Source organism: Rhizobium sp. S163 (assembly GCF_030380805.1).
Classification (GTDB): domain Bacteria; phylum Pseudomonadota; class Alphaproteobacteria; order Rhizobiales; family Rhizobiaceae; genus Rhizobium.
In genome coordinates, this window is sequence record NZ_JAUDSA010000018.1 from 960,064 (window position 1) to 980,761 (window position 20,698).

Annotated in this window: 23 protein-coding genes and 2 tRNA genes; 10 read left to right on the forward strand and 15 right to left on the reverse strand. The window is 63.4% G+C overall.

What is annotated here, in order from left to right; translation table 11 throughout:
- The first annotated feature begins 6 nt into the window (after positions 1-6).
- Complete coding sequence (gene ppdK, locus QTL96_RS20380) at positions 7-2,676, forward strand: pyruvate, phosphate dikinase (RefSeq protein ID WP_289728946.1); 2,670 nt, start codon at positions 7-9, stop codon at positions 2,674-2,676.
- A 3-nt stretch (positions 2,677-2,679) separates the two neighbouring features.
- Here the strand turns inward: ppdK and QTL96_RS20385 are convergent, their stop codons facing one another.
- The gene (locus tag QTL96_RS20385; RefSeq protein WP_047507856.1) at positions 2,680-2,952 is read right to left on the reverse strand and encodes a hypothetical protein; all 273 of its coding nucleotides are present in this window, start codon (positions 2,950-2,952) and stop codon (positions 2,680-2,682) included.
- Positions 2,953-3,044: 92 nt separating this feature from the next.
- On the reverse strand, positions 3,045-3,242 hold the full coding sequence (locus QTL96_RS20390; protein WP_289728947.1) for a hypothetical protein: 198 nt from the start codon (positions 3,240-3,242) through the stop codon (positions 3,045-3,047).
- A 105-nt stretch (positions 3,243-3,347) separates the two neighbouring features.
- Here QTL96_RS20390 and QTL96_RS20395 point away from each other — a divergent pair, with 105 nt between their 5' ends.
- Positions 3,348-3,593, forward strand: coding sequence for a hypothetical protein (locus tag QTL96_RS20395; protein WP_018899034.1), 246 nt, complete (start codon positions 3,348-3,350; stop codon positions 3,591-3,593).
- Between the two features lie 6 nt (positions 3,594-3,599).
- Here the strand turns inward: QTL96_RS20395 and QTL96_RS20400 are convergent, their stop codons facing one another.
- Positions 3,600-3,986 (reverse strand): hypothetical protein, encoded by a 387-nt coding sequence (locus QTL96_RS20400; RefSeq protein ID WP_289728948.1) that lies wholly within the window; start codon positions 3,984-3,986, stop codon positions 3,600-3,602.
- A gap of 255 nt (positions 3,987-4,241) precedes the next feature.
- Between QTL96_RS20400 and QTL96_RS20405 the strand changes: the two genes are divergently transcribed.
- Positions 4,242-5,168, forward strand: a complete 927-nt coding sequence (locus tag QTL96_RS20405; protein ID WP_289728949.1) for a DUF1499 domain-containing protein — start codon at positions 4,242-4,244, stop codon at positions 5,166-5,168.
- Here the strand turns inward: QTL96_RS20405 and QTL96_RS20410 are convergent.
- Genes QTL96_RS20410 through QTL96_RS20425 form a run of 4 tightly spaced genes read right to left on the reverse strand, consistent with a single transcriptional unit; the run spans position 5,120 to position 7,477 of the window.
- Positions 5,120-5,770 (reverse strand): DUF4166 domain-containing protein, encoded by a 651-nt coding sequence (locus QTL96_RS20410; RefSeq protein ID WP_289728950.1) that lies wholly within the window; start codon positions 5,768-5,770, stop codon positions 5,120-5,122. The two genes, QTL96_RS20405 and QTL96_RS20410, sit on opposite strands and share 49 nt — an antisense overlap.
- Positions 5,767-6,216, reverse strand: coding sequence for a DCC1-like thiol-disulfide oxidoreductase family protein (locus QTL96_RS20415; protein ID WP_289728951.1), 450 nt, complete (start codon positions 6,214-6,216; stop codon positions 5,767-5,769). Before QTL96_RS20415 ends, QTL96_RS20410 begins: the two co-directional genes overlap by 4 nt.
- 4 nt (positions 6,217-6,220) lie before the next feature.
- On the reverse strand, positions 6,221-7,138 hold the full coding sequence (locus QTL96_RS20420) for an MBL fold metallo-hydrolase (protein ID WP_289729154.1): 918 nt from the start codon (positions 7,136-7,138) through the stop codon (positions 6,221-6,223).
- A gap of 42 nt (positions 7,139-7,180) precedes the next feature.
- Positions 7,181-7,477 (reverse strand): cupin domain-containing protein, encoded by a 297-nt coding sequence (locus tag QTL96_RS20425; RefSeq protein WP_018899028.1) that lies wholly within the window; start codon positions 7,475-7,477, stop codon positions 7,181-7,183.
- Positions 7,478-7,664: 187 nt separating this feature from the next.
- On the opposite strand from QTL96_RS20425, the gene QTL96_RS20430 reads away from it, so the two are divergent.
- Positions 7,665-7,739, forward strand: a tRNA-Gln gene (locus QTL96_RS20430).
- 143 nt (positions 7,740-7,882) lie between these two features.
- Here the strand turns inward: QTL96_RS20430 and QTL96_RS20435 are convergent.
- Entirely contained in the window at positions 7,883-8,299 is a 417-nt protein-coding gene (locus QTL96_RS20435) for a hypothetical protein (RefSeq protein ID WP_289728952.1), read from the reverse strand.
- 270 nt (positions 8,300-8,569) lie between these two features.
- On the opposite strand from QTL96_RS20435, the gene QTL96_RS20440 reads away from it, so the two are divergent.
- A tRNA-Pro gene (locus QTL96_RS20440) sits at positions 8,570-8,646 on the forward strand.
- A 116-nt stretch (positions 8,647-8,762) separates the two neighbouring features.
- On the opposite strand, the gene QTL96_RS20445 is transcribed toward QTL96_RS20440, so the two are convergent.
- Both QTL96_RS20445 and QTL96_RS20450 read right to left on the reverse strand, forming a co-directional pair.
- Complete coding sequence (locus tag QTL96_RS20445; protein WP_289728953.1) at positions 8,763-10,937, reverse strand: Ig-like domain-containing protein; 2,175 nt, start codon at positions 10,935-10,937, stop codon at positions 8,763-8,765.
- Positions 10,938-11,225: 288 nt separating this feature from the next.
- The gene (locus QTL96_RS20450; RefSeq protein WP_289728954.1) at positions 11,226-11,441 is read right to left on the reverse strand and encodes a hypothetical protein; all 216 of its coding nucleotides are present in this window, start codon (positions 11,439-11,441) and stop codon (positions 11,226-11,228) included.
- A 62-nt stretch (positions 11,442-11,503) separates the two neighbouring features.
- Between QTL96_RS20450 and QTL96_RS20455 the strand changes: the two genes are divergently transcribed.
- Positions 11,504-12,322 (forward strand): bifunctional allantoicase/(S)-ureidoglycine aminohydrolase, encoded by an 819-nt coding sequence (locus tag QTL96_RS20455; protein WP_289728955.1) that lies wholly within the window; start codon positions 11,504-11,506, stop codon positions 12,320-12,322.
- Complete coding sequence (locus QTL96_RS20460) at positions 12,220-12,861, forward strand: GNAT family N-acetyltransferase (RefSeq protein ID WP_289728956.1); 642 nt, start codon at positions 12,220-12,222, stop codon at positions 12,859-12,861. The genes QTL96_RS20455 and QTL96_RS20460 overlap by 103 nt, the downstream gene beginning before the upstream one ends.
- A gap of 206 nt (positions 12,862-13,067) precedes the next feature.
- Here the strand turns inward: QTL96_RS20460 and QTL96_RS20465 are convergent, their stop codons facing one another.
- The 4 genes from QTL96_RS20465 to QTL96_RS20480 form a co-directional block, all read right to left on the reverse strand.
- The gene (locus tag QTL96_RS20465) at positions 13,068-14,087 is read right to left on the reverse strand and encodes a DMT family transporter (protein ID WP_289728957.1); all 1,020 of its coding nucleotides are present in this window, start codon (positions 14,085-14,087) and stop codon (positions 13,068-13,070) included.
- Positions 14,088-14,143: 56 nt separating this feature from the next.
- Positions 14,144-15,628, reverse strand: coding sequence for a sulfate adenylyltransferase subunit CysN (gene cysN / locus QTL96_RS20470; protein WP_289728958.1), 1,485 nt, complete (start codon positions 15,626-15,628; stop codon positions 14,144-14,146).
- A gap of 1 nt (position 15,629) precedes the next feature.
- Positions 15,630-16,583, reverse strand: coding sequence for a sulfate adenylyltransferase subunit CysD (cysD, locus tag QTL96_RS20475; protein WP_289728959.1), 954 nt, complete (start codon positions 16,581-16,583; stop codon positions 15,630-15,632).
- A 108-nt stretch (positions 16,584-16,691) separates the two neighbouring features.
- Complete coding sequence (locus QTL96_RS20480) at positions 16,692-17,435, reverse strand: phosphoadenylyl-sulfate reductase (protein WP_289728960.1); 744 nt, start codon at positions 17,433-17,435, stop codon at positions 16,692-16,694.
- A 412-nt stretch (positions 17,436-17,847) separates the two neighbouring features.
- Between QTL96_RS20480 and QTL96_RS20485 the strand changes: the two genes are divergently transcribed.
- The 3 genes from QTL96_RS20485 to QTL96_RS20495 all read left to right on the forward strand — a co-directional run bounded on the left by QTL96_RS20485 (position 17,848) and on the right by QTL96_RS20495 (position 18,929).
- Entirely contained in the window at positions 17,848-18,291 is a 444-nt protein-coding gene (locus QTL96_RS20485) for an Rrf2 family transcriptional regulator (protein ID WP_026283096.1), read from the forward strand.
- Between the two features lie 77 nt (positions 18,292-18,368).
- The gene (locus QTL96_RS20490) at positions 18,369-18,527 is read left to right on the forward strand and encodes a CopG family transcriptional regulator (RefSeq protein WP_289728961.1); all 159 of its coding nucleotides are present in this window, start codon (positions 18,369-18,371) and stop codon (positions 18,525-18,527) included.
- A 141-nt stretch (positions 18,528-18,668) separates the two neighbouring features.
- Complete coding sequence (locus tag QTL96_RS20495) at positions 18,669-18,929, forward strand: prevent-host-death protein (protein ID WP_289728962.1); 261 nt, start codon at positions 18,669-18,671, stop codon at positions 18,927-18,929.
- A gap of 11 nt (positions 18,930-18,940) precedes the next feature.
- Here QTL96_RS20495 and betA read toward each other — a convergent pair whose 3' ends face one another.
- Positions 18,941-20,593: a choline dehydrogenase gene (betA, locus tag QTL96_RS20500; RefSeq protein ID WP_289728963.1), complete on the reverse strand. Its 1,653-nt coding sequence runs from the start codon at positions 20,591-20,593 to the stop codon at positions 18,941-18,943.
- Between the last annotated feature and the right edge of the window lie 105 nt (positions 20,594-20,698).

A 20,698-nucleotide genomic window follows, 5' to 3' on the forward strand; every position in this document is an offset into this window, starting at 1 on the left:
AAGAGCATGACCAAGTGGGTCTATACATTCGGTAATGGCGCGGCGGAGGGGCGAGCGCTGGACCATGAGATGCTGGGCGGCAAGGGGGCCAATCTCGCAGAGATGTGCAGCCTCGGCCTGCCCGTTCCCCCCGGCTTGACCATCACCGCCGACGCCTGTTCCGCCTATTATCGCGATGGCCGCCGTATCTCGGAAGAGGTGCGCCAGCAGGTTCTGTCGGGCATATCGAGCATAGAGGCCGTCACCGGCCGCCGCTTCGGCGCGGGCGCCAGCCCACTGCTGCTGTCGGTCCGCTCCGGTGCGCGTGTGTCGATGCCGGGAATGATGGACACGGTGCTGAACCTCGGGCTCAACGATGAGACCGTTCAGGCGCTCGGCCATGACGCGGGCGACGCGCGCTTCGCCTGGGATAGCTACCGTCGCTTCATCCAGATGTACGCCGATGTCGTGATGGGCCTCGACAACGAGGTCTTCGAGGAAATCCTGGAAGACGAGAAGGCCCGCCACGGCTACGAATACGATACCGAGATGACCGCCAGCGAATGGCAACACGTCGTCCATCTCTACAAGGCGGTGCTGGAAGAAGAGCTTGGCGAGGAGTTCCCGCAGGATCCGCAGGTGCAGCTCTGGGGCGCGGTCGGCGCGGTGTTTTCCAGCTGGATGAGCGCCCGCGCCGTCACCTATCGCCACCTCCACAATATTCCCGAAGGCTGGGGCACCGCCGTCAATATCCAGGCCATGGTCTTCGGCAATCTCGGCAATTCGTCGGCCACCGGCGTCGCCTTCACCCGCAACCCGTCGACCGGCGAAAAGTCGCTCTACGGCGAGTTTCTGGTCAACGCACAGGGCGAGGATGTCGTCGCCGGCATCCGCACGCCGCAGAGCATCACCGAGGAAGCCCGCATCTCCTCCGGCTCCGACCGGCCGTCGATGGAAAAGTTGATGCCGGAAGCCTTCCGGGAGTTCGTGGCGATCTGCGATCGTCTCGAGGCGCATTATCTCGACATGCAGGATATCGAGTTCACCATCGAGCGCGGCACGCTGTGGATGCTGCAGACGCGCTCCGGCAAGCGCTCTACCCGCGCGGCAATGAAGATCGCCGTCGACATGGTGGATGAGAAGGTGATCACCGAGGAGCAGGCGGTGCTGCGCATCGAGCCGTCCTCGCTCGATCAGCTGCTGCATCCGACCATCGACCCCCGCGTTGCGCGCGAGGTGATCGGCACCGGCCTTCCGGCGTCGCCAGGTGCGGCATCAGGCGAGATCGTCTTCACCGCCGAAGAAGCGGTCATGGCGGAAGAGGAGGGGCGCAAGGTCATTCTTCTGCGCGTCGAAACCAGCCCCGAGGACATCCACGGCATGCATGCTGCCGAAGGCATTCTCACGACCCGTGGCGGCATGACCAGCCATGCGGCCGTCGTTGCGCGCGGCATGGGCATCCCCTGCGTCGTCGGCGCCGGCACCATGCGCATCGATCTGCGCAACGAGCGGCTGATCGGCATGGGCGTGACGCTGAAGAAGGGCGATATCATCACCATCGACGGATCGGCCGGTCAGGTGCTGAAGGGCGAGGTGCCGATGGTGCAGCCGGCGCTGTCGGGCGATTTCGGCCGCATCATGGAATGGGCCGATCGCGTGCGCCGCATGACGGTGCGCACCAACGCCGATACGCCGGCCGATGCGCGCGCCGCTCGCTCCTTCGGCGCCGAGGGCATCGGCCTTTGCCGCACCGAGCACATGTTCTTCGAGGGTGAGCGCATCCATGTCATGCGCGAGATGATCCTGGCCGAAGACGAGGCGGGGCGCCGCACGGCGCTCGACAGGCTGCTCCCCATGCAGCGCGAGGATTTCGAGAGCCTCTTCAACGTCATGCACGGCCTGCCGGTGACGATCCGCCTGCTTGATCCGCCGCTGCACGAATTCCTGCCGAAGACCGACGAGGAAATCGCCGATGTCGCGGCCGCCATGAACATGGACGCGACAGCGCTTCGCCAGCGCGTCGATGCGCTACACGAGTTCAACCCGATGCTCGGCCATCGCGGCTGCCGTCTGGCGATCTCCTATCCCGAGATCGTCGAGATGCAGGCGCGCGCCATCTTCGAGGCCGCCGTCCATGCGGCGCGCGAGACGGGCGCCGCAGTCGTGCCGGAGATCATGGTACCGCTGGTCGGCCTTCGCTCAGAGCTCGATTACGTCAAGGATCGCATCGATGCCATTGCCCGCGACGTGATGACGGAAGCCGAGATGCAGATCGATTACCTCGTCGGCACGATGATCGAACTCCCTCGCGCTGCACTGCGCGCTCACATCATCGCCGAAGCCGCCGAATTCTTCTCCTTCGGCACCAACGACCTGACGCAGACCACCTTCGGCATCTCGCGCGACGACGCCTCGGCCTTCATCCCGACCTACCAGCGCAAGGGCATCATCGAGCATGATCCCTTCATCTCGCTGGATTTCGATGGTGTCGGCGAACTCATCCGCATCGCTACCGAGCGCGGCCGGCGCACCCGCGCCGACATGAAGCTCGGCATCTGTGGTGAACACGGCGGCGACCCGGCCTCTATCCATTTCTGCGAGGGCATCGGTCTCGACTACGTCTCCTGCTCGCCCTTCCGCGTGCCGATCGCCAGATTAGCGGCGGCGCAGGCGGCGATCAAGGAGAGGTCGCTTTAGGGCTTACCAGCGATAGTAGGGGCCGCCGTAATAGGGGCCGCCCATGCGCCACGACATATCCGACATCACGTAGGCGCTGTCAGCCCGGGCCTGCGCCTGCCGATTGAGATCGATGCGCTGCAGGCAGGTCGCGAAGCCTTCGGTGCCGCGCTTGAAGCCGTAGCTCATGCATTGCCGCTCATCGGCCGCGCGCCGTTCTTCCGGCGTCATCGTCTGGCAGGCCGAAAGGCCGATCGCAATGGCGGCGATGGTGAGCGTCAGCGGGAGAATACGCATTTTCTTATCTTCAGCGGATTGATCTTGCTGAAATAGCAGACGCCAAGCCTGACTAACCGTCAACTAAAAGCTCCGTCAGCCGAAAAAACTTGTCACGCGGCGCCGGCGGGATCGCCGATCGGCAGCAGCGCCGGATCAAGCGTCGGGTCGTTCGGGTTCTTGCTGTCGCCAGGATCCTGGGCCGGCGTCAGCGGCGGCTTCTCCTGCACGCGGTCGGGAATGCCGGGTGTCGGCGTCGGGCCGCGCGGGGTCTCTGGCGTGGCCACGGGGATCGGGTCGCGATTGGGCATGATTGTCTCCTTTCAAGGGAAAACGATGCCCCCAAGCTTTGGTTCCGGCTTTCGCATGGATGAGAACCGCTATAAGAAGACGCCTCACGAAAATGGAAGCGACTGATGGCACTGCGTGACCGATTCTCGAAAAAGCTGACCTGCCCGCAATGCGGCAATAGCGGCTTTGCCGAAGCCTCCGAGACGGACGATCCGAAGCGCAAGCATCCGGGCTTCAACATCGACCAGCTGCCGCGCGGGCTTTTCGTCCAGCGCCAGACCAATTTTCAGGAAACCAGCGTGATCAAGTGCGAATGCGGCCGCAAGTTCGCCTTCCGCACGCTGGCCGAAGCCGCATCCGGCCGCGACTAGGCTAGACTAGAACCGCTCCAGCACCTCGATAAAGGCATCGGCGAACTGCGCGATATGGGCAGTCTCCGGCGCCGGGCTTTCCATGCGGATATCGGTGCCGTTTTGGTCGAGCACCGCAAGCACGATCCGCATGTCGGTGGAAGCGGATGGGATGCGCAGCACCGCGATCCGCTTGCAATCGTCGATCAGCCCTTCGGCAGGGAGATCGAACAGGAACTCGCCGCCGCTCTTGCCCGCCGCCGTGCGCACCGCATCGCAGAAGTCGCTGTCGCCATCAAAGCTTTCAAGCGAAAGCTCGAGCTCCAGAAGCTCCATCGGCAGAAGCGGATCGCTCGCATCGGCCCCGGCAAGCGTCGGCATGGGGCTTTCCACTGCAAGCTCGGATGCGATCATTGCTTTTCTCCTGTTCGTCCGTGACCGATGAACATGCTGCAACTGCGGGAAATCAACTCAATATCAGAAAATGCTCACGTAATCCATGCCCGCTTTGGAGGTCTGATTGTAGGTCTAAAACGTGGGTTCATCGTGGATTGGACACGCTCGCGTAAGACAACAGTTTCAATTTAGGCGAATCTTGCACTAAACAAGTGCTTGGGCGATTTGCGCGTTCATGCGGGACGCGCCGCTTGCGACTAACCGGTAAGTTTGATGGCAATCCGTTTCGACCGCCCCATTTCCAGTGCCGCCCGCTTTTCCAGGCGGTTCGCGGCCTTTGCGCTGGTCTTGTGCCTGGCGGCGCTGATCGGTCACCGCTTCGCCGGCCTCGCCACGCCCTATCTCGTGCTCATCCTCATCGTCGCCACCGGCTTCAGCATCCTGGCCGCGGTTCTCGCCGCAGCCGGCCTGCGCAGCCTGTGGCTGACGGGCGCCGAGGGCGGGCACGATGCGCTGAAGGCGCTGATCTTCGCGGCATTGCCGCTTTTCATCGGCGGACTGGCGGTCGAGCGCTATCTCACTATGCCGGTCATCTACGACGTCTCCACCGATCCCGTCTCTGTGCCGGATTGGCTGAAGACCCCAAGCGCCGACCAGATCTGGCTGAAGCGGGTTCCGGTGACGCCCGAGGATCGCGAAAAGCAGCTGGAAGCCTATCCGGAACTGACCGGCCGCCGCTACGACGGCGCCATCGACCGCGTGCTGGAGGCCGTCAAGAAGGTAGCCAAGCTGAACGGCATCCGCATCACGCGCGCCGAAGGCGACAGCGTGCCGACCCGCGACCCCGAGGACAAACCGGCCGCCAAGCCCCAAGCCCAGAACCAAGCTGCCGACAACACCGCCGTGCCCGACGAGGCCCCCGATGTCGTGCCCGTTCCAACCCCGCGCCCCTATGACGACGACGTCGCCCAGCTGATCCGCCGCGCCAATGGCGTGACGCTGCAGGGCGAGACGCGCACGCTGGTTCTCGGCCTGCGCTTCGACGTCATCATCCGCCTGCGCGAAGAGGCCGAGACCACCTTCGTCGACGTCCGCGTCGCCTCCCGCTACGGCCCCTCCGACCTTGGCTTCAGCGCCGATATCGCCGAGGATTACCTGAAGGCGCTGGACGCCGAACTGCTCGGCATCGCCGGCAGCTGATCCGTTTCCGGTGAAAGTGCAGCTATGGGCACCAGCCACCCGCGATAACGAACGATCAGGCCAACCAGCGGCGCCCTGACCTCGACATGAAACCGGAACCGCCCGTCGCGTTCCTCCTCATGGACCGTGCCGCCCGGCGCCAGGGCCATCGGCATCGGCAGCCCCAGAAACCGCCAGCCGCGCACCCTCAGCAGCAGTCGTCCGTCATCAACGACAAGCGCCATCAGGATACGGAAAGGCCCGAGGTCCTCCATCAGCAGTGGTGCAGCAGCGTTTCCGCCCGCCATCTGAACGCTGCGAAACACCTTGCCCCCGAAACGCCGCGTCCAGACCTCGATGCCATCCCGCGCCAGAAAATGAACCTCCACATCCGTCTCGGCCGCAGCCTTCGGGAAGCCCGCAAGCGTGGCGGCGAGCTGGGCAAGCCACCCTCGACCCCGCTCGATATCGGCGCGCCCGCGCGCGGTGATCTCATCGGAGACGTCATGCAGCGCCGCGACGCAGGGCGGCAGCCGGTCCCAATCCGGGCCGAGCAGGCGGCGATAAAGCGGCGAGGGGCAGGCGCCCGGCTTCGGCGGGACGTTGTCGCGTCGGTCTGTCATCCGAGAAAGCGATCCCGTTGCGCCGGCGTCGGCACGAAGCAGCTTGCCCGCCGCCCGGCAATCCGCAGCCGGTTACGTGCCACGAATTCGTAGAGCCGGTCTGCGAGCTTTCGCGGCAGAAGCCGGAATATCTTCACAGCCGACCACGGCGCGCCGAGTCCTGCCACCATCCGGATCGAGCCGTCCGACTTGAAGAAGGCCCGCCCGCCCTCGATCAGGATATTGGTCTCATAGTCGCGCTCGTTGAGCCCATAGTGCCGGTAGAGCGCCTCGCCGAGCGGCGTCTGCGCGGCAAGAAAGCGGTAGCGCTGGCGCTTGTCGTGCTTCAGCGCGAACTGCACCCAGGCCGAGCAGAACACGCATTCGCCATCGAACACGATCAGCGGCTTGTCGTCGGGGAAATCGGGAACGGCCGCATCCTGGCGATAGCTGTAGTCCGGCCGCATCGTCTCATCCCCTCCCGGCCATCCGATACGACCCCAGAAGCGCCGGCGGGCCATCGGTCTCGATCTCGCTGCGCTCGATCAGGTTCTCGATATGCGCCAGCACGGAAAGCGCTGCCGCGCCGTGCAGCCGCGGATCGGTGTCGCGGTAGATGACTTTGACCATGTCGGGGATATTGGTATCGCCGGCCCTGATCCGCCCCAGCACCGCGCGCTCGCGCATGCGCCTATGCGTCTTCAGCGCCCGCATGAAGGAGATCGGCTTGCGCACCGGGCCGCCATGGCCGGGCAGAAGCAGCCGGTCGCGTCTCAATATCAACTTGTCGAGCGAGGCCATGTAATCGGCCATCGAGCCATCCGGCGGCGCGACGATCGAGGTCGCCCAGGCCATGACATGATCGGCCGAAAACAGGATGCCGGTGTCTTCAAGCGCGAATGCCATGTGATTGGCCGCATGCCCCGGCGTATGCACGCCCGTCAGCCGCCAGCCATCGCCCTCGATCGTCTCGCCGTCGGCAAGCGCGATATCGGGGCGAAACGCCACGTCGGAACTCTCGGCGAAAGGATTGCTCTCCCCCGCATGCAGCGGCCGCGCAGCCCTGTGCGGCCCTTCGGCGACGACGATAGCCCCTGTCGCCTCCTTGAGCCGACGCGACAGCGGTGAGTGGTCGCGGTGCGTATGCGAAACGAGGATATGCGTGACCTCGCGCCCCTTAAGTGCTGCCATCAGTGCTGAAAAATGCGCGTCGTCCTCAGGGCCGGGGTCGATCACCGCGACCGAGCGATCGCCGACGATATAGCTGTTGGTGCCGTGAAAGGTGAACGCGCTCGGATTGTTGACCGTGATCCGCTGGACACCGGGTGCTACCGGCACGGCCTGGCCGTAGGCAGGCTCGAAGGCGCGATTGAAGTCTGGATTGGCCATGTCGTTCCTGCGGTCGTCCACCCGGTCGTATCCTGTAACGACCTATTTGTACTCGATCTCGATGAAGGACATCGGCTTGTCGCCGGCATTGACGACATTGTGTTCGGTGCCCGCATCGCGCCGATAGGCGGCACCCGCCGCGATATCCACGCGCCGGCTATCGCCGTTTTCCTCGATCAGGAACTGGCAGTCCGTCATCGGCACCACGACATAGCCCATGCCATGCGTATGCACGCCGGTATCGGCGCCGGGCTCGAAGTCCCAACGGGTGATCTTGACGACGGCATCGTCGAGCAGAAGCGTGGCAAGGGCAGGCGGGCGGGCGCGATACTGGCTCATTGTCACTCCGGCGCAATGTTGTCTCGCAAGAGACCTAGCATGCCGTCCGCCAAAGCGTGCAAAAAAGAGCGCATAGAAAAGACCGCACAGAAATATGCTCGCCCCGAAACTTAATGATTGTGACGTTCACGGACCTTTGCTAATCAGGCGACGCAATTGGCAAGCGTTTCTCGCTGCCAGTCTCTGGTGGGGCGTCGCCAAGCGGTAAGGCACCGGTTTTTGGTACCGGCATTCCCAGGTTCGAATCCTGGCGCCCCAGCCACTGAGATTCTTTGCATCCAATAAATCCCTGAACGCGATCGCGCTTCAAGCATGTTTGGTTTGTGTGGCGGCAACCGTGTCTCCCCCAAACAAAAAAGGCGGAACTCGCGTCCCGCCTTTCATATCTCTTTCCGTGGCTGCGCCTTACTGCGCGGCCGGCTGGGCAGGCGCCAGGAATTCGGCGCAGTAGGAGGGGCCGTTCACGCCGGGGATGTCGCCAGCGACCTTGATGCTGCGGATCGTGTAGTCCGAGCTGGTGGTAATGGTGACCTGGCAGCGCAGGTACTGCTTGCGGGCGGGCGAGATCTGCTTGCCGCGCTTGCCTTCTGCGCCATCGGCGTACTTCGCCGGAACGCTCACGGTCTTGTAGCCGCCCTTCCAGGTGTAGACGTTGCCGCTGCCATTGTCGGCATCGGTGAGCGGCGGGCCGAAGGCTGCGAAGAACTTGCCGGCGGACTGGCCGACCCAGCGGCTGGAGATCGGATCGGCGGCCGTTGGGATGGTCGTGCAGCCGGCCAAGGTGATGGCCAGCGCTGCGGCTGCGAAAGTGCGGAGTTTCATGATGTCGTCCCTGGATTTATCGCGCATTCGGCGGCGGGAATCACTGCCCCTGCAGCGTTTCAGCCTGTCCTGACCAGCGCTTTAGCGCGGAACCCGGCAAAAGAAAATCAGCTCTTTTTCGCGATCGCAAAATTTGCGGCGGGTGTGGCTTTTTGCTCGCGCGCAAGCCCGGGCGCGCTTGCCGCCGCCGCCGTCATAAAAATGCAACCCGCTTTGGATTTTGGTGCTTGCGCAAGCCGTTGGGCCGGTCTATAGAGGCGCCGCTGGTCACGGAGTGTAGCGCAGTCTGGTAGCGCACCACGTTCGGGACGTGGGGGTCGGAGGTTCGAATCCTCTCACTCCGACCAGCTGAAAATCCAGGCATTGCAGGATTTTCCACCCAATCCCGAATTTTTCAGAATATCTCGCCCCATCGCAACGGACCGCTTCGCCGTTCGCCCGCATGCCCGTTCGTATCCGGCTCTCACGGCGTGGCCTGCGCAGGCCGAGCATCCGGCGCCACATTGTCGGCGACCTTGTTGCCGTAGCTGGCGCGATAAATCCCGTCGGTTCCTGGGAAGAGCACGTATTCCACGCCTTTCACCACCGCCGTTTCAAGCGGAACGGGCGCGCCGTTGTGGGTGAGCTCCTGAAGCCGGCCGCGTTCGGTTGATGATGGCAGCATCGCCGTCAGCATGCCATGCGTTCGCTGGTCGCCGGCGATCGTGAAGGCGAGGCTTGCGCCGTCCCATTGCTGGTTGAGAATGTCCGTCCGCGACCTCCCGTCCATCCAGTCCAGCATCTGGCGCGCGGAGACCATGGGGACCTCGTATTTCTGCGCCAGTTCCATCAGGAATTTGTCGAATTCGTTGTGGAAGTCGTAATGCGTTCCGAAGGCGCCGAAGAACTGTTCCGGCCCAAGCGCCCGCTGGATAAGCCCTTCGACGGCAGCGCGATCGTCGTCGAAAATCTCGTCCACCAGGTGTGTTTCCTGCTGATAGACATTGATCAGCTCGCCCTTCTCGGTGCTGAAGCGCATGGGAATGCCCGAACCTGTCAGGAAGCCGGTGCGGCCATTCACCCAGGCCTTCGGCCAGTAATAGTAGTTCATGTCGAAGCGAATGCCCCAGTCCCGGCCGATCTTGGCCTGGGAGGTGTAGTCGCTCCACACGATGCAATGCAGCCGGCTCGCCTCTTGCACCGGCACGTCGGGATAGGCGGCCCGGAAGCGCAGGATGTCTTTTGCGAAGGCAAGGTCGAGAGAGGCCCTGGACCAGTTCTGGCAATAGGTGCTGGCATGCGAGCCGAGATCGAAGCCCGCTGCCGCGTAATCCTTGGCCGCATGCGCAGTCAGTCCCGATTCGGCGTAGAGCCAGGAGGTCGCGCGTGCGCACTCCCATTTCGACACGTCGCAATTCTTGTCATCCAGAGAAAGCATGCGCTCGAAGGAATCGCGCGTGCCGCGTTCCGTTCCGTGGTCGTCGGCGGCCATGACGAGCACCGCCTTGTGGCGCTTCGGGAAATACCAGAAGCGGGGGATGGGCGCGCCGTCGCGCTGCAGGTGCTCGATCAGGTTCGTCAGCAATCGCATCTGCTCGTCGGCCTGGGGAACGTGCACGCGCGATATGTCGATATAGTCGGGCTGCGGGTCGGTGGCGGATTGGCCGTAGAAGAGATCGTTCGGCCGGATCGGCGCAAGTCCGTCGCGCTCCTGTCCCGCCCATTGCGGATTTCCCTGCCGGGTGAGAACGACCGACTGCGGCAGGTCGAAGGCGAATGCGGCAACTTCTCCCCCCGCTGTGCCGACGCTTCGAAGCGTCAGGGCCGGCATCGGGCTCTTGTCGGTGTGGCTCGAAAGCGTGGCGAGCGTTTGCGTGTCGGCGCCGGTGATGTAGCGATCGGCAGGACCGTGAAACCTGATATCCGCCACGAGCCCCTGTCCGGGCGCCTGCTGCGTGTCGATCGAGAGCTCTCCTTCGGCAATGGACGCGCCCGTCGTTTCGAGCCCCGCAAGCTTCGCGAGTTCCGCGGACGGCCGGATCGCGATCAGATGTCCGCCGCCATTGACCCAGCTCTCAAGCGCCGATGCCGAAGCGGCCGGCACAGCGCCTGCGGTCATCACCAGCCGATGCTCGGCAAGGACCGTGGACTGCAGCGATGAGGCGCCGATCGTCAGGAAGTTCGTAAACCCCTCGGCCCGCAGGATTTCGGAAAGATAAGGTCCAAACGGCGCATCCTCGCCAAGCACGAGCAGGATCGGCCCGCCGCGACCCTGGTCGAGCGGCGCCTTTTCCACAACGGAGAATGTCCAGTCGTGAGCGGCTTTGCCCTGCAGCGAACTGCGCACCTGGATGTCGGCCTCCGGCAGCGGTTGGTAGCTGCGGAAGATCGCGGCGGTGCGCTGCTCGTTTACCTCCACGGCGCCGGCGATATCAGTCTTCGAGCCGTCGGGTTTGTGGGCCGACACGTCGAGCACCATCGCGCCCGGATCGACTGGTTGGCTGAAGGCGATCTGGATGCGCACGCCGGGAACGTTGACCGAGCCGGGAAGCGGATAGGTCGAAGCGACCTGCGGTTCCTCTTTCGATACCGCGGAGACGCCCACCGCAGCGGCTGCGACGAGCAGGCAAAAAACGACAGTTCCGATGATTTTCTTCACGGGCCGAATGTTCCTCGCTGTAATTTGCCTTGTCCACGTGATGCTTGGTCCACGTGATGCTCTGTCCACGCGATGCTCTGGCCGATCAAAGCCGGCCACGTCCTGCCGGGGCGACAGGGCCTTATGGAAAGGCGTCGTTTGCATACGCAAAGAAGAATTGTCCGTCGGCATCCCCGTTGCCGACGCTTACAAAAGACGCCCCGCTGAAACTGATATCTTGAGAAAAGCAGTTTTGAAATTACGCCCTTCGCAGATTGGCGTTACCGCTAATAGCTTATTTTTCAGCAATTACTGATTGTTTTTGATCGCCATTTTCAATGAGTAGACGCTGAAAATCGCGCCAGAGTGGCGTGCGCCGCCGAGCTGGACAACCTCTCCTAATCGCCAATCGGGGGAGGGTGTATTTTCGGCCATTCCTGCCGCGCCATCGTCGGCAAAGGGCAACCATTCCAGCGCAATTCCGCCGCCGGCAATATACGGAAAAACTCTTCCGCCAATCCGCATATTGCCTCGCCCGGACCGCGCGCTTAAAGCTTGTTGTCACAAATGTCATGAGAAGCGGACCGATGAGCAGAGATTACTATTCCAGCATGGGCGGCCTGCCGCCGCAGACCGATCTTTTGTCGAGCAAGGCGGTGTTCACGACGGCCTACGCGGTCATCCCGCGCAGCGTGATGACCGATATCGTCACCAGCTATCTACCCCATTGGCAGGGCACCCGCGCTTGGGTGATCTCGCGCCCGATGACCGGTTTCTCCGAGACCTTCTCGCAATACATCATGGAAGTGCAGCCCGGCGGCGGCAGTGACCGGCCGGAGCCGGAAAAGCGCGCCGAGGGCGTGCTCTTCGTCGTGGAGGGTGAAGTCACGGTCGATCACGAGGGCGCCACGCACGTGCTGCGCCCCGGCTCCTTCGCCTTCCTGCCGGCCGGCTCGAAGTGGACGCTCTGGAACAAGGGCGCCGTTGCCGCCAAGTTCCACTGGATCCGCAAGGCCTTCCAGCCGGTCGAAGGCCTGGAGCCGCCACCGGCGCTCTTCACCCATGAAGACCAGAACCCGCCGCAGTCGATGCCGGATACCGACGACGTCTGGGCGACCACCCGCTTCATCGACCCGTCCGACCTGCGCTACGACATGCATGTGACCATCGTCACGCTCGAGCCCGGCGGCGTCATCCCGTTCATGGAAACCCATGTGATGGAGCACGGCCTCTACGTGCTCGAGGGCAGGGCGGTCTATCGTCTCAACAAGGATTGGGTCGAGGTCGAGGCCGGCGATTACATGTGGCTGCGCGCCTTCTGCCCGCAGGCCTGCTACGCCGGCGGCCCCGGCCGCTTCCGCTATCTGCTCTACAAGGACGTCAACCGGCACATGCCGCTGTTCTAGGCGGAGGCAACAGGGATGACGGCAACGATCGAGATCAGGCGGGCCGAAGCGGCGGACGCGGCAGCACTCAGCCAGTTCGCTGCCCGCCTGTTCCGCGCCACCTATGGCGAGGATACTCCAGCCGCCGATCTCGAAGCCTATGTTGCAAGGCCTTCCGGCCGGACATCCAGGCCGCCGAGATCGCCGACCCCGAGGCAGCCGTCTTTCTGGCAACGGATGGCGACACGATTGCCGGCTACGCCCATCTCGTCGTCTCGCCATCGAAGGCTGACGCCAGCCTGCTCAGCCGCATCTACGTTGACGCCGCCTGGCGCGGCCAGGGCCTCGCCAACCGCCTGCTCGATGCTGTCGTGTCGGAATGTGCGGCGCGCGGCGTGGAGCGCCTGCAATTGACGGTCTACGAGAAAAACGCCCGGGCCATCGCCTTCTACAACAAGGTCGGCTTCGTGCCGGTCGGCAGCACGACCTTCACGGTGGGTGGCGATGTGCAGACGGATATCGTAATGGAACGGGATGTGACTGCGCGGTTCGCCAACTAGCGCTGGCCAACATCTCCACCCTCATTCCTGTCCTTGTGACAGGAATCCAGCCACGGCGCGTCCGCGCCGTGAAAAGACTCTCTTGCGTTCACGGACGTGAATGCGCTGGATCCCTGTGACATTGCCCGGACGAAGTCCGGGCAAAGGGATGAGGGAGTGTTGGGGGCGTTCGCCTACGAAAACGAAACCCATCCCATATCTTCACATCAAATATCGCTCGCCGCATACGGCCAGCGCCGCACAGCCTGCGCCGCCGTCATCCGCCGCACCCCGCCGCCACCGATGAGCCGCTGCAACACCCGACCATCGATCACAACAAGGCTGCTCATGATCAGCGCCATTCCCGCAAGCTCGAACATCCGCAGCCGCTCGCCGAGAAAGAGTGCGCCCAGGAGCGTGGCGCTCACCGGGACCAGCAGCGTCACCAGCGAGGCATTGTTGGCCCCGGCCGAGGCGATGAGGCTGAAGTAGAGGATGAAGGCGAGCGCCGTGCACAGGAGACCGAGGATCGCGATGGCGAGCCATGTCGTTCTGCTCACGGGGATGATGGCATCAGGCGCGCAGAAGATGGCGACGACGGGCAGCATCAGCAGGCTCGAGACCGTCAGCTGGCCGGTGGCGATCACCTCGGAGCCGATGCTGCGGAAGCGCCTCGCAAGCACCACGCCGAACGCATAGGAGATGGAGGCGCCGATGACCGCGAGCTTGGCCCATAACGGCCCGTCGAGATCGGAGATCAGGCCGGGGCCGATCAGCACGGCAGCCCCTGCGATGCCGAGCGCGATGCCGGCGAGCGCCGTGACCGACAGCTTCTCGTCCTTGGCAAGCACGGTGGCGACGAAGATCGTCCAAAGCGGCGTCGTTGCGTAGAAGATCGAGGCGAGCCCGGCGCCGATCTCGGTCTGCCCGGCAAATATCAGTGAAAACGGGATCACGTTGTTCAGCAGCGCCAGGCCGAGGAAGCCGGCCGGGTGCGCCAGCACCGGAGCGAAGGACAGGCCGCGAAGCTTCAGCCAGAGATGCAGCGCCAGCGCCGCGATCGACACTCGGTAGAAGACCAGCGCCAGCGGCGAGATCTCTGAAACGGCGATCCGCCCGATGAAGAACGAACCGCCCCACAGCGCGCCGAGCAGTAAAAGCCGGCTCCAATCCTGCGAGGACATGGCGCGTCCCGCCGTGCTGTTGGGTGACGAGACAGGCCTTACCGGTATTGCGATGCCACGCATGCCCTTAGCCTCCCAAAAGAAAACGGGGCCGATCGGCCCCGTCTCAAGTCGTCATGTCAGATGTCGCCGCCGGCGTTGGTCCAGAGGTTGGCGGCCTCCGCCGCCGTCATCCGGCGCACTTCAGCTTCGTCGCGGCGGCTGGAAAACAGCTCGCTGGCCATGATCTGGTCGGCAAGATCGGCCGGCAGTGACAGGATCACGCGGCCGTCACCGCTGTGAAGGCCGCCGAGTTCCGAACGCTTGCCCGTCACCATGCCGCCGGCCACCGTATTGTTGGTCTCCGGATCGATCAGGATGAAGGCGCCCGAGGAGCGGTTCTGCTCATAGGGGTCGAAGATCGCCGCTTCGTCGAAGGTCAGGTGTACCTTGCCGATGGCGTTCATGTAGAGCGTCTCGGCCGAGGTCCAGGTGCCGGTCTTCAGCTGCAGCTGCGCGACGGGCTGAACCTGGACGCGCTGGCGGCGGCTGCCGCTCTTCAGCCAGTAGCGCTTTCCAGCCTCGATGCCCTCAGGCTGCAAGGCCACGATCTGCGCATCGAAGGAGAGGCCCACCTGCGGCTGGCTGTCGATCGAAACGATCATGTCGCCGCGCGCCACGTCCACCTGGCGATCGAGCACCAGCGTGATCGCATCGCCCGCCACCGCCGCATTGCGCACGAGATCGAAGGTGACGATCTTGGTGACGTTGGCGACCATGCCCGACGGCAGGATCATGACGCTGTCACCGGGCTTTACGGAGCCGCCGGCAACCGTGCCCTGATAGCCGCGGAAGCTTTCGCCCGGGCGCGACACGCGCTGCACGGAGAGGCGGAAGCCGACCGTCTGCGACGAGCGCACGGTGGCAAGCTCCAGCGTTTCCACCAGCGTCGGGCCGGCATACCACGGCATCGAAGCCTCGCCGGAATAGACGACGTTCTCGCCCTTCAGCGCCGACATCGGGATCGCTGTGATCTGCTTGACGCCGAGCGACAGCGCGAATTCGCGGAATTCGTGCACGATCTTCTCGAAGCCGGCGCGGTCGTAGTTCGTGAGGTCGATCTTGTTGACCGCGAGCACGAACTGCTTGATCCCGAGCAGCGAGGCGATCGTCGCGTGACGGCGCGTCTGCTCGAGAATGCCGGCGCGGGCGTCGACCAAGAGGATGGCGAGGTCGGCCGTGGATGCGCCGGTCGCCATGTTGCGGGTGTACTGCTCGTGGCCGGGCGTGTCGGCAACGATGAAGGAGCGCTTGTCGGTCGCGAAATAGCGATAGGCGACATCGATGGTGATGCCCTGTTCGCGCTCGGCCTGCAGGCCGTCGAGAAGCAGCGCGAAGTCGGGCAGGCCGAGATCGTTCTGCTTGCCGGTGGAATCGCGGCGCAGCGTCGCTGCCTGGTCTTCCTTGACGGCCTTGGTGTCCCAGAGCAGGCGGCCGATCAACGTGGACTTTCCGTCATCGACGCTGCCGCAGGTGATGAGGCGCAACGGTCGCGTGTCGCGCACGGCCTGGGCAGGCTCGGCGGCGGGGGCGGCGATGGCGCTTGCTGTTGCTGCTGCAGTCATCTCAGAAATATCCTTCACGCTTCTTTTTCTCCATGGAGCCGGACTGGTCGCGGTCGATGGCGCGGCCCTGGCGTTCGGAGACAGTGGCAATTTCAAGTTCGGCGATAATGTCGTCCATCGTCGTGGCAGTGGACTTGATCGCGCCCGTCAGCGGGAAGCAGCCGAGCGTGCGGAAGCGGATATAATCCTCCTGCTTCGTTTCGCCGGGCAGCAGTTCCAGGCGCGGATCCGACGCCGAAATCATCATGCCGTCGCGTTCGACGAAGGGACGCTTGGCGGCAAAATAGAGCGGCACGATCGGAATGTTTTCCGCCTGGATGTAGCGCCAGATGTCGACCTCGGTCCAGTTCGACAGCGGGAAGGCGCGCACGCTCTCGCCGCTGCGGATCTGGCCGTTATAGATGTTCCAGAGCTCGGGGCGCTGGTTGCGCGGGTCCCAGCGGTGGTCGGGCGTGCGGAAGGAATAGATGCGCTCCTTGGCGCGGCTGGCTTCCTCGTCGCGCCGCGCGCCGCCGAAGGCCGCATCGAACTTGCCGGCATCGAGCGCGTTGCGCAGCGCTTCCGTCTTCATGATGTCGGTGTAGCGCGCCGAACCATAGGTAAACGGCGTGATGTTTTCGGCTGCACCGCGCGGATTGATGTGCTCGATCAGGTCGAGATCATAGTCCTTCACTATTCTGTCGCGGAAGGTGATCATCTCCGCGAACTTCCAGCCGGTGTTGACGTGGAGCAGCGGGAAGGGGACGCGGCCGGGGTAGAAGGCCTTGCGCGCCAGGTGCAGCAGCACCGAGCTATCCTTGCCGATCGAGTAGAGCATCACGGGACGCTCGAACTCGGCCGCCACTTCGCGGAAGATATGAATGGATTCGTTTTCAAGCGCCTTCAGATGAGGGTCGAGCGGCGGCTTGGTGCTCTGCGGATTGCTGAGTTCCGTATCCGGACGGCTATCGGGCATGTCTTACTCCAGACTTCGATCACTCGCAGGCGCCTGGCCCGGAATGCGATGAGACGATGCATCGGGGAGCGCCGGCGGCTGCCGCGCTCTGATCCCGATGCCGAGGGGTTACTGTTGGATGGAAATGGCGGATGCCTCTTCAGCCACGTGCAGGCCACATTCGCGCGTCTGGTCCTGTTCCCACCACCAGCGGCCGGCGCGCTCGGGCTCGCCGGGCTTGATGGCGCGGGTACACGGCTCGCAGCCGATCGAAGGGTAACCGCGCGCATGCCGCGGGTTGATCGGCACGCTGTTGTCGGCGACGTAGGCCTTGATGACATCGATGTCCCAATCGGCCAGCGGGTTGACCTTCAGGAGATGGCGGTCGGCGTCATATTCGGCGAACGGCGTTTCGGAGCGATTGGCCGATTGGCCGCGGCGCAGGCCGGTGATCCAGATGGTTGCCCCATTGAGCGCGCGCGCAAGCGGCTTCAGCTTGCGCACGCCACAACAGGCATGCCGGGCTTCGACGCTCTCGTAGAAACCGTTGAGGCCATATTGCGCCGCATAGGCGTCGATATCCGCCTGCTCGGGCTCGTAGCGGCTGATGTGGATGTCGTACTGCTTTTCCGTCTCGTCGATCAGGTTGAGCGTCTCGGCAAAGAGGCGGCCGGTCTGCAGCGTCACGACGTCGATCGGCAGTCGGTGATTGCCGATCTCGGCGGTGATAACCTGGTCTTCGATACCAAGCGACGTCGTGAACACCACCCGCCCGCCGAGGCCGGCGACGAACGAAAGTCGTTCCGCCAAAGATAGGCTTGCAAGTGTCGTGTTCAGCGTTTCCGCTTCTTCGATTGTATGAGCAACAGTCATGGGAATCCTGTCCTAGATGTTGACAGGAGTATCGCAGCTTGGGGATGGAGAGGACAGAAACAGGCATTTCGAAAGCGGGCTGGAAAGGAGCAAATATCTCTCCCCGGCCGCTGCAATGCAGAAAAGCAGCCGCGCCGGCACGGATGCCCAGCGTCGCGCCCTAATCTCTATTGATTTAGTAGAGTTACACGTCGCCTGTCAATCGGAAATGTGATTTGATGCTCGGAGGGCTGCTTTTTCGGTTAAATTCGAAATTGCTGAATTGAGATTGAAAACAAGGCTGAAAAGCCTGTTTCTCTGGGGTTTTGCGCGCTTGTTCAAACTATGTTCATCCAGCGCGTGAGATAGAAAGAAAAAGAAGAGTTCCGCCGGGCGCGATCCGTGTCCGCCGCTTGTGTGTCGATGGCTGAAAATGATTACGCAGAAGGCGAAATACGCGCTTAGGGCGCTCACCGTTCTGGCCGAGGCCGATGACGGCGAACCTGTGATGATCTCCGATATCGCGGCGCAGCAGAAGATCCCGAAGAAGTTCCTCGAGCAGATCCTCCTCGACCTCAAGCACCAAGGCATCGTCGTCAGCCGCCGCGGCAAGCAGGGCGGCTATCTGCTCCTGAAGCCGGCCGACATGATCACCTTCGGCGAAGTGCTGCGCATCATCGACGGCCCTATTGCCCCGCTGCCCTGCCTGTCGATCACCGCATACCGCAAGTGCGACGATTGCGACGGCGAGCAGAACTGCGAAATCCGCCACGTCTTCGCCAAGGTGGCCGACGCCACCCGCAAGGTGCTGTTCTCGACGACAATCGCCGACGCCGTGGCGCCGCGCGGGGCCGAAGTCACGCGCATGCTGGCCTGAGGGGCGGTTTGCCGAGGGGGTGATATCTGCGGTCTCGTGCTAAAGTAGCCCGAAGAACGCTCTGTTGGGCTCGGTCGATGGAAATCCTGGTTGATATCAGCGACGAAGATCTTAAAGCGCTGGATGAAGTCGCGGCGCGCATAAAGGTGTCGCGCGGGGCGCTTCTGTCGAATGCTGTCAGCCAGTTCGTGAGCCAAGCGTCGAGGGGCGCACGGAGCGAGGCATTCGGCCTATGAAGAAACCGGACGGTCGACGGTCTCGCCTATCAGAACGAGATCAGGCGCGAGTGGCGAGACAAAACCCCTTAAAAGCGAAGGTTTCCACGTCGGCGATTGTCCTGCATTCTAGGCAGCAATGGCAACGTTGAGATGGATGCCGTGAACCCCGCAAACTCCTCTACAATTGACCTCGTGCCCGACTTGCGCGCCGCCGCCGAAAGCGTCTTGCGGGACGGCGAGACGTTGCAGGCCTTTGTCGAAGGCGCGATGCGCGCTCGGATCGAGCGCCGCCAGTTCATTGCACGCGGCCTTGCCTCCGCAGAGGAGGCAAGGCGGACCGGCGTGTACTACACCGCCGAGGAGGTCCTCGCCGAACTGAGAGCAAAGCTCGACAAGGCACGGGCGGCGAAACCGAAATAGGACGTTCAGCCCTACCGATCACTCACTTCCCAACGCGGATTGATCCACGACTCCTGGTTGGAGCGTGGCAGCGGCTGCTTGCCGAGAATCTGGTCGGCGGCCTTCTCGCCGGTCATGATCGAGGGGCCGTTGAGGTTGCCATAGGTCACATGCGGGAAGATCGAACTGTCGGCGACGCGCAAACCATCCACGCCGATGACCCGCGTTTCCGGATCGACCACCGCCATCTGATCATCCTTCGCGCCCATCTTGCAGGTGCCGCAGGGGTGGTAGGCGCTTTCCAGGTGCTCGCGCAGGAAGGCGTCGATCTCGTCGTCGGTCTGGACGCTCTCGCCCGGCTGGATCTCGGAGCCGCGATACTGATCGAAAGCCTGCTGGCCGAAGATCTCGCGGGTAAGCCGCACGCAGTGGCGGAACTTCTCCCAGTCTTCGGGGTGGCTCATATAGTTGAAGCGGATAAGCGGATCGGCCTTCGGATCGGACGAGGCGAGCGTCACGCTCCCCCGTGATTTCGACAGGTTATAGCCGACATGCACCTGGAAGCCGTGGCTCTTCGCCGCCGCCTTGCCGTCATAGCTGATCGCGACCGGCAGGAAGTGATACTGGATATCCGGCTGCTTGACGCCGGGGCCTGAGCGCAGGAAGGCGCAGGCCTCGAACTGGTTGGAGGTGCCCAGCCCCGACTTGGTGAACATCCACTGCGCGCCAGCAACGCCCTGCCAGAACCAGGGCAGCCAGGAATAGAGCGACACCGGCTTGGTCGAGACCTGCTGGAAATAGAATTCCATATGGTCCTGCAGGTTGGCGCCGACGCCCGGCCGGTCCGCCTTCACCTCGATCCCCATCTCCTTCAGATGCGCCGCCGGGCCGATACCTGAGAGCATCAGCAGCTTCGGCGAATTGAACGACGAGGCCGAGACGATCACCTCGCGTTTGGCCTTGATGACCTCGACCTTGCCGCCGCGCTCGATCTCGACGCCAACAGCCCGGCCGTTTTCGATCACCACCTTGCGGGCAAGGCCATAGACGAGGCTGACATTCGCCCGCTTCAGCGCCGGCTTCAGATAGGCCGACGCGGCCGACCAGCGGCGCCCCTGAAAGATCGTCTGCTCCATCAGCCCGAAGCCTTCCTGCTTCGAGCCGTTATAATCGTCCGTCGCCTCGAAGCCCGCCTGCTTGCCGGCCTCGATGAAGGCGTGGAACAGCGGGTTGCGGAAGCCGCCGCGCTGCACATGCAGCGGCCCGTCGGTCCCGCGCCATCCCTCTTCGCCGCCGTGGCTGTGCTCCATCCGCTTGAAATAGGGGAGCACGTCGGCATAGGCCCAGCCATTGGCGCCGAGCGCCTCCCAGCGGTTGTAATCCTCCGCATGCCCGCGCACATAGACCATGCCGTTGATCGACGACGACCCGCCGATCACCTTGCCGCGCGGCGCGGTGATGCGGCGGTTGTTGAGGTTGGGCTCCGGCTCGGAAAGATAACCCCAATTGTAGCGCTTCATGCTCATCGGCCAGGCCAGAGCCGCCGGCATCTGGATAAACGGCCCGAAATCCGACCCACCGGCCTCGATGACGATAACGCTGTTCTTGCCGTCTTCCGACAGACGATAGGCAAGCGCCGAGCCCGCCGAGCCGGAACCGATGATGACGAAATCTGCCTGCTGCATGATGTTCCCCTATATTTTTTGTGGAGCGGGTGGCCCCCTCATCCGGCTGCCGCCACCTTCTCCCCGTGGGGGAGAAGGGATGTGCCGCACCGTCTCGTTCCCCCT

What these genes read in the sequence shown, in the direction of transcription:
- QTL96_RS20420 (WP_289729154.1), bottom strand. Translation starts at nt 7,138, where the DNA reads ATGGCCAATCCAGACTTCAATCGCGCCTTCGAGCCTGCCTACGGCCAG.
- cysN (WP_289728958.1), bottom strand. Translation starts at nt 15,628, where the DNA reads ATGACTGCAGCAGCAACAGCAAGCGCCATCGCCGCCCCCGCCGCCGAG.
- QTL96_RS20395 (WP_018899034.1), top strand. Translation starts at nt 3,348, where the DNA reads ATGGCACTGCGTGACCGATTCTCGAAAAAGCTGACCTGCCCGCAATGC.
- QTL96_RS20385 (WP_047507856.1), bottom strand. Translation starts at nt 2,952, where the DNA reads ATGCGTATTCTCCCGCTGACGCTCACCATCGCCGCCATTGCGATCGGC.
- QTL96_RS20435 (WP_289728952.1), bottom strand. Translation starts at nt 8,299, where the DNA reads ATGAAACTCCGCACTTTCGCAGCCGCAGCGCTGGCCATCACCTTGGCC.
- QTL96_RS20485 (WP_026283096.1), top strand. Translation starts at nt 17,848, where the DNA reads ATGATTACGCAGAAGGCGAAATACGCGCTTAGGGCGCTCACCGTTCTG.
- QTL96_RS20425 (WP_018899028.1), bottom strand. Translation starts at nt 7,477, where the DNA reads ATGAGCCAGTATCGCGCCCGCCCGCCTGCCCTTGCCACGCTTCTGCTC.
- QTL96_RS20405 (WP_289728949.1), top strand. Translation starts at nt 4,242, where the DNA reads ATGGCAATCCGTTTCGACCGCCCCATTTCCAGTGCCGCCCGCTTTTCC.
- QTL96_RS20455 (WP_289728955.1), top strand. Translation starts at nt 11,504, where the DNA reads ATGAGCAGAGATTACTATTCCAGCATGGGCGGCCTGCCGCCGCAGACC.
- QTL96_RS20400 (WP_289728948.1), bottom strand. Translation starts at nt 3,986, where the DNA reads ATGATCGCATCCGAGCTTGCAGTGGAAAGCCCCATGCCGACGCTTGCC.
- QTL96_RS20410 (WP_289728950.1), bottom strand. Translation starts at nt 5,770, where the DNA reads ATGACAGACCGACGCGACAACGTCCCGCCGAAGCCGGGCGCCTGCCCC.
- QTL96_RS20450 (WP_289728954.1), bottom strand. Translation starts at nt 11,441, where the DNA reads ATGCGGATTGGCGGAAGAGTTTTTCCGTATATTGCCGGCGGCGGAATT.
- QTL96_RS20465 (WP_289728957.1), bottom strand. Translation starts at nt 14,087, where the DNA reads ATGCGTGGCATCGCAATACCGGTAAGGCCTGTCTCGTCACCCAACAGC.
- QTL96_RS20490 (WP_289728961.1), top strand. Translation starts at nt 18,369, where the DNA reads ATGGAAATCCTGGTTGATATCAGCGACGAAGATCTTAAAGCGCTGGAT.
- QTL96_RS20390 (WP_289728947.1), bottom strand. Translation starts at nt 3,242, where the DNA reads ATGCCCAATCGCGACCCGATCCCCGTGGCCACGCCAGAGACCCCGCGC.
- QTL96_RS20415 (WP_289728951.1), bottom strand. Translation starts at nt 6,216, where the DNA reads ATGCGGCCGGACTACAGCTATCGCCAGGATGCGGCCGTTCCCGATTTC.
- ppdK (WP_289728946.1), top strand. Translation starts at nt 7, where the DNA reads ATGACCAAGTGGGTCTATACATTCGGTAATGGCGCGGCGGAGGGGCGA.
- cysD (WP_289728959.1), bottom strand. Translation starts at nt 16,583, where the DNA reads ATGCCCGATAGCCGTCCGGATACGGAACTCAGCAATCCGCAGAGCACC.
- QTL96_RS20480 (WP_289728960.1), bottom strand. Translation starts at nt 17,435, where the DNA reads ATGACTGTTGCTCATACAATCGAAGAAGCGGAAACGCTGAACACGACA.
- betA (WP_289728963.1), bottom strand. Translation starts at nt 20,593, where the DNA reads ATGCAGCAGGCAGATTTCGTCATCATCGGTTCCGGCTCGGCGGGCTCG.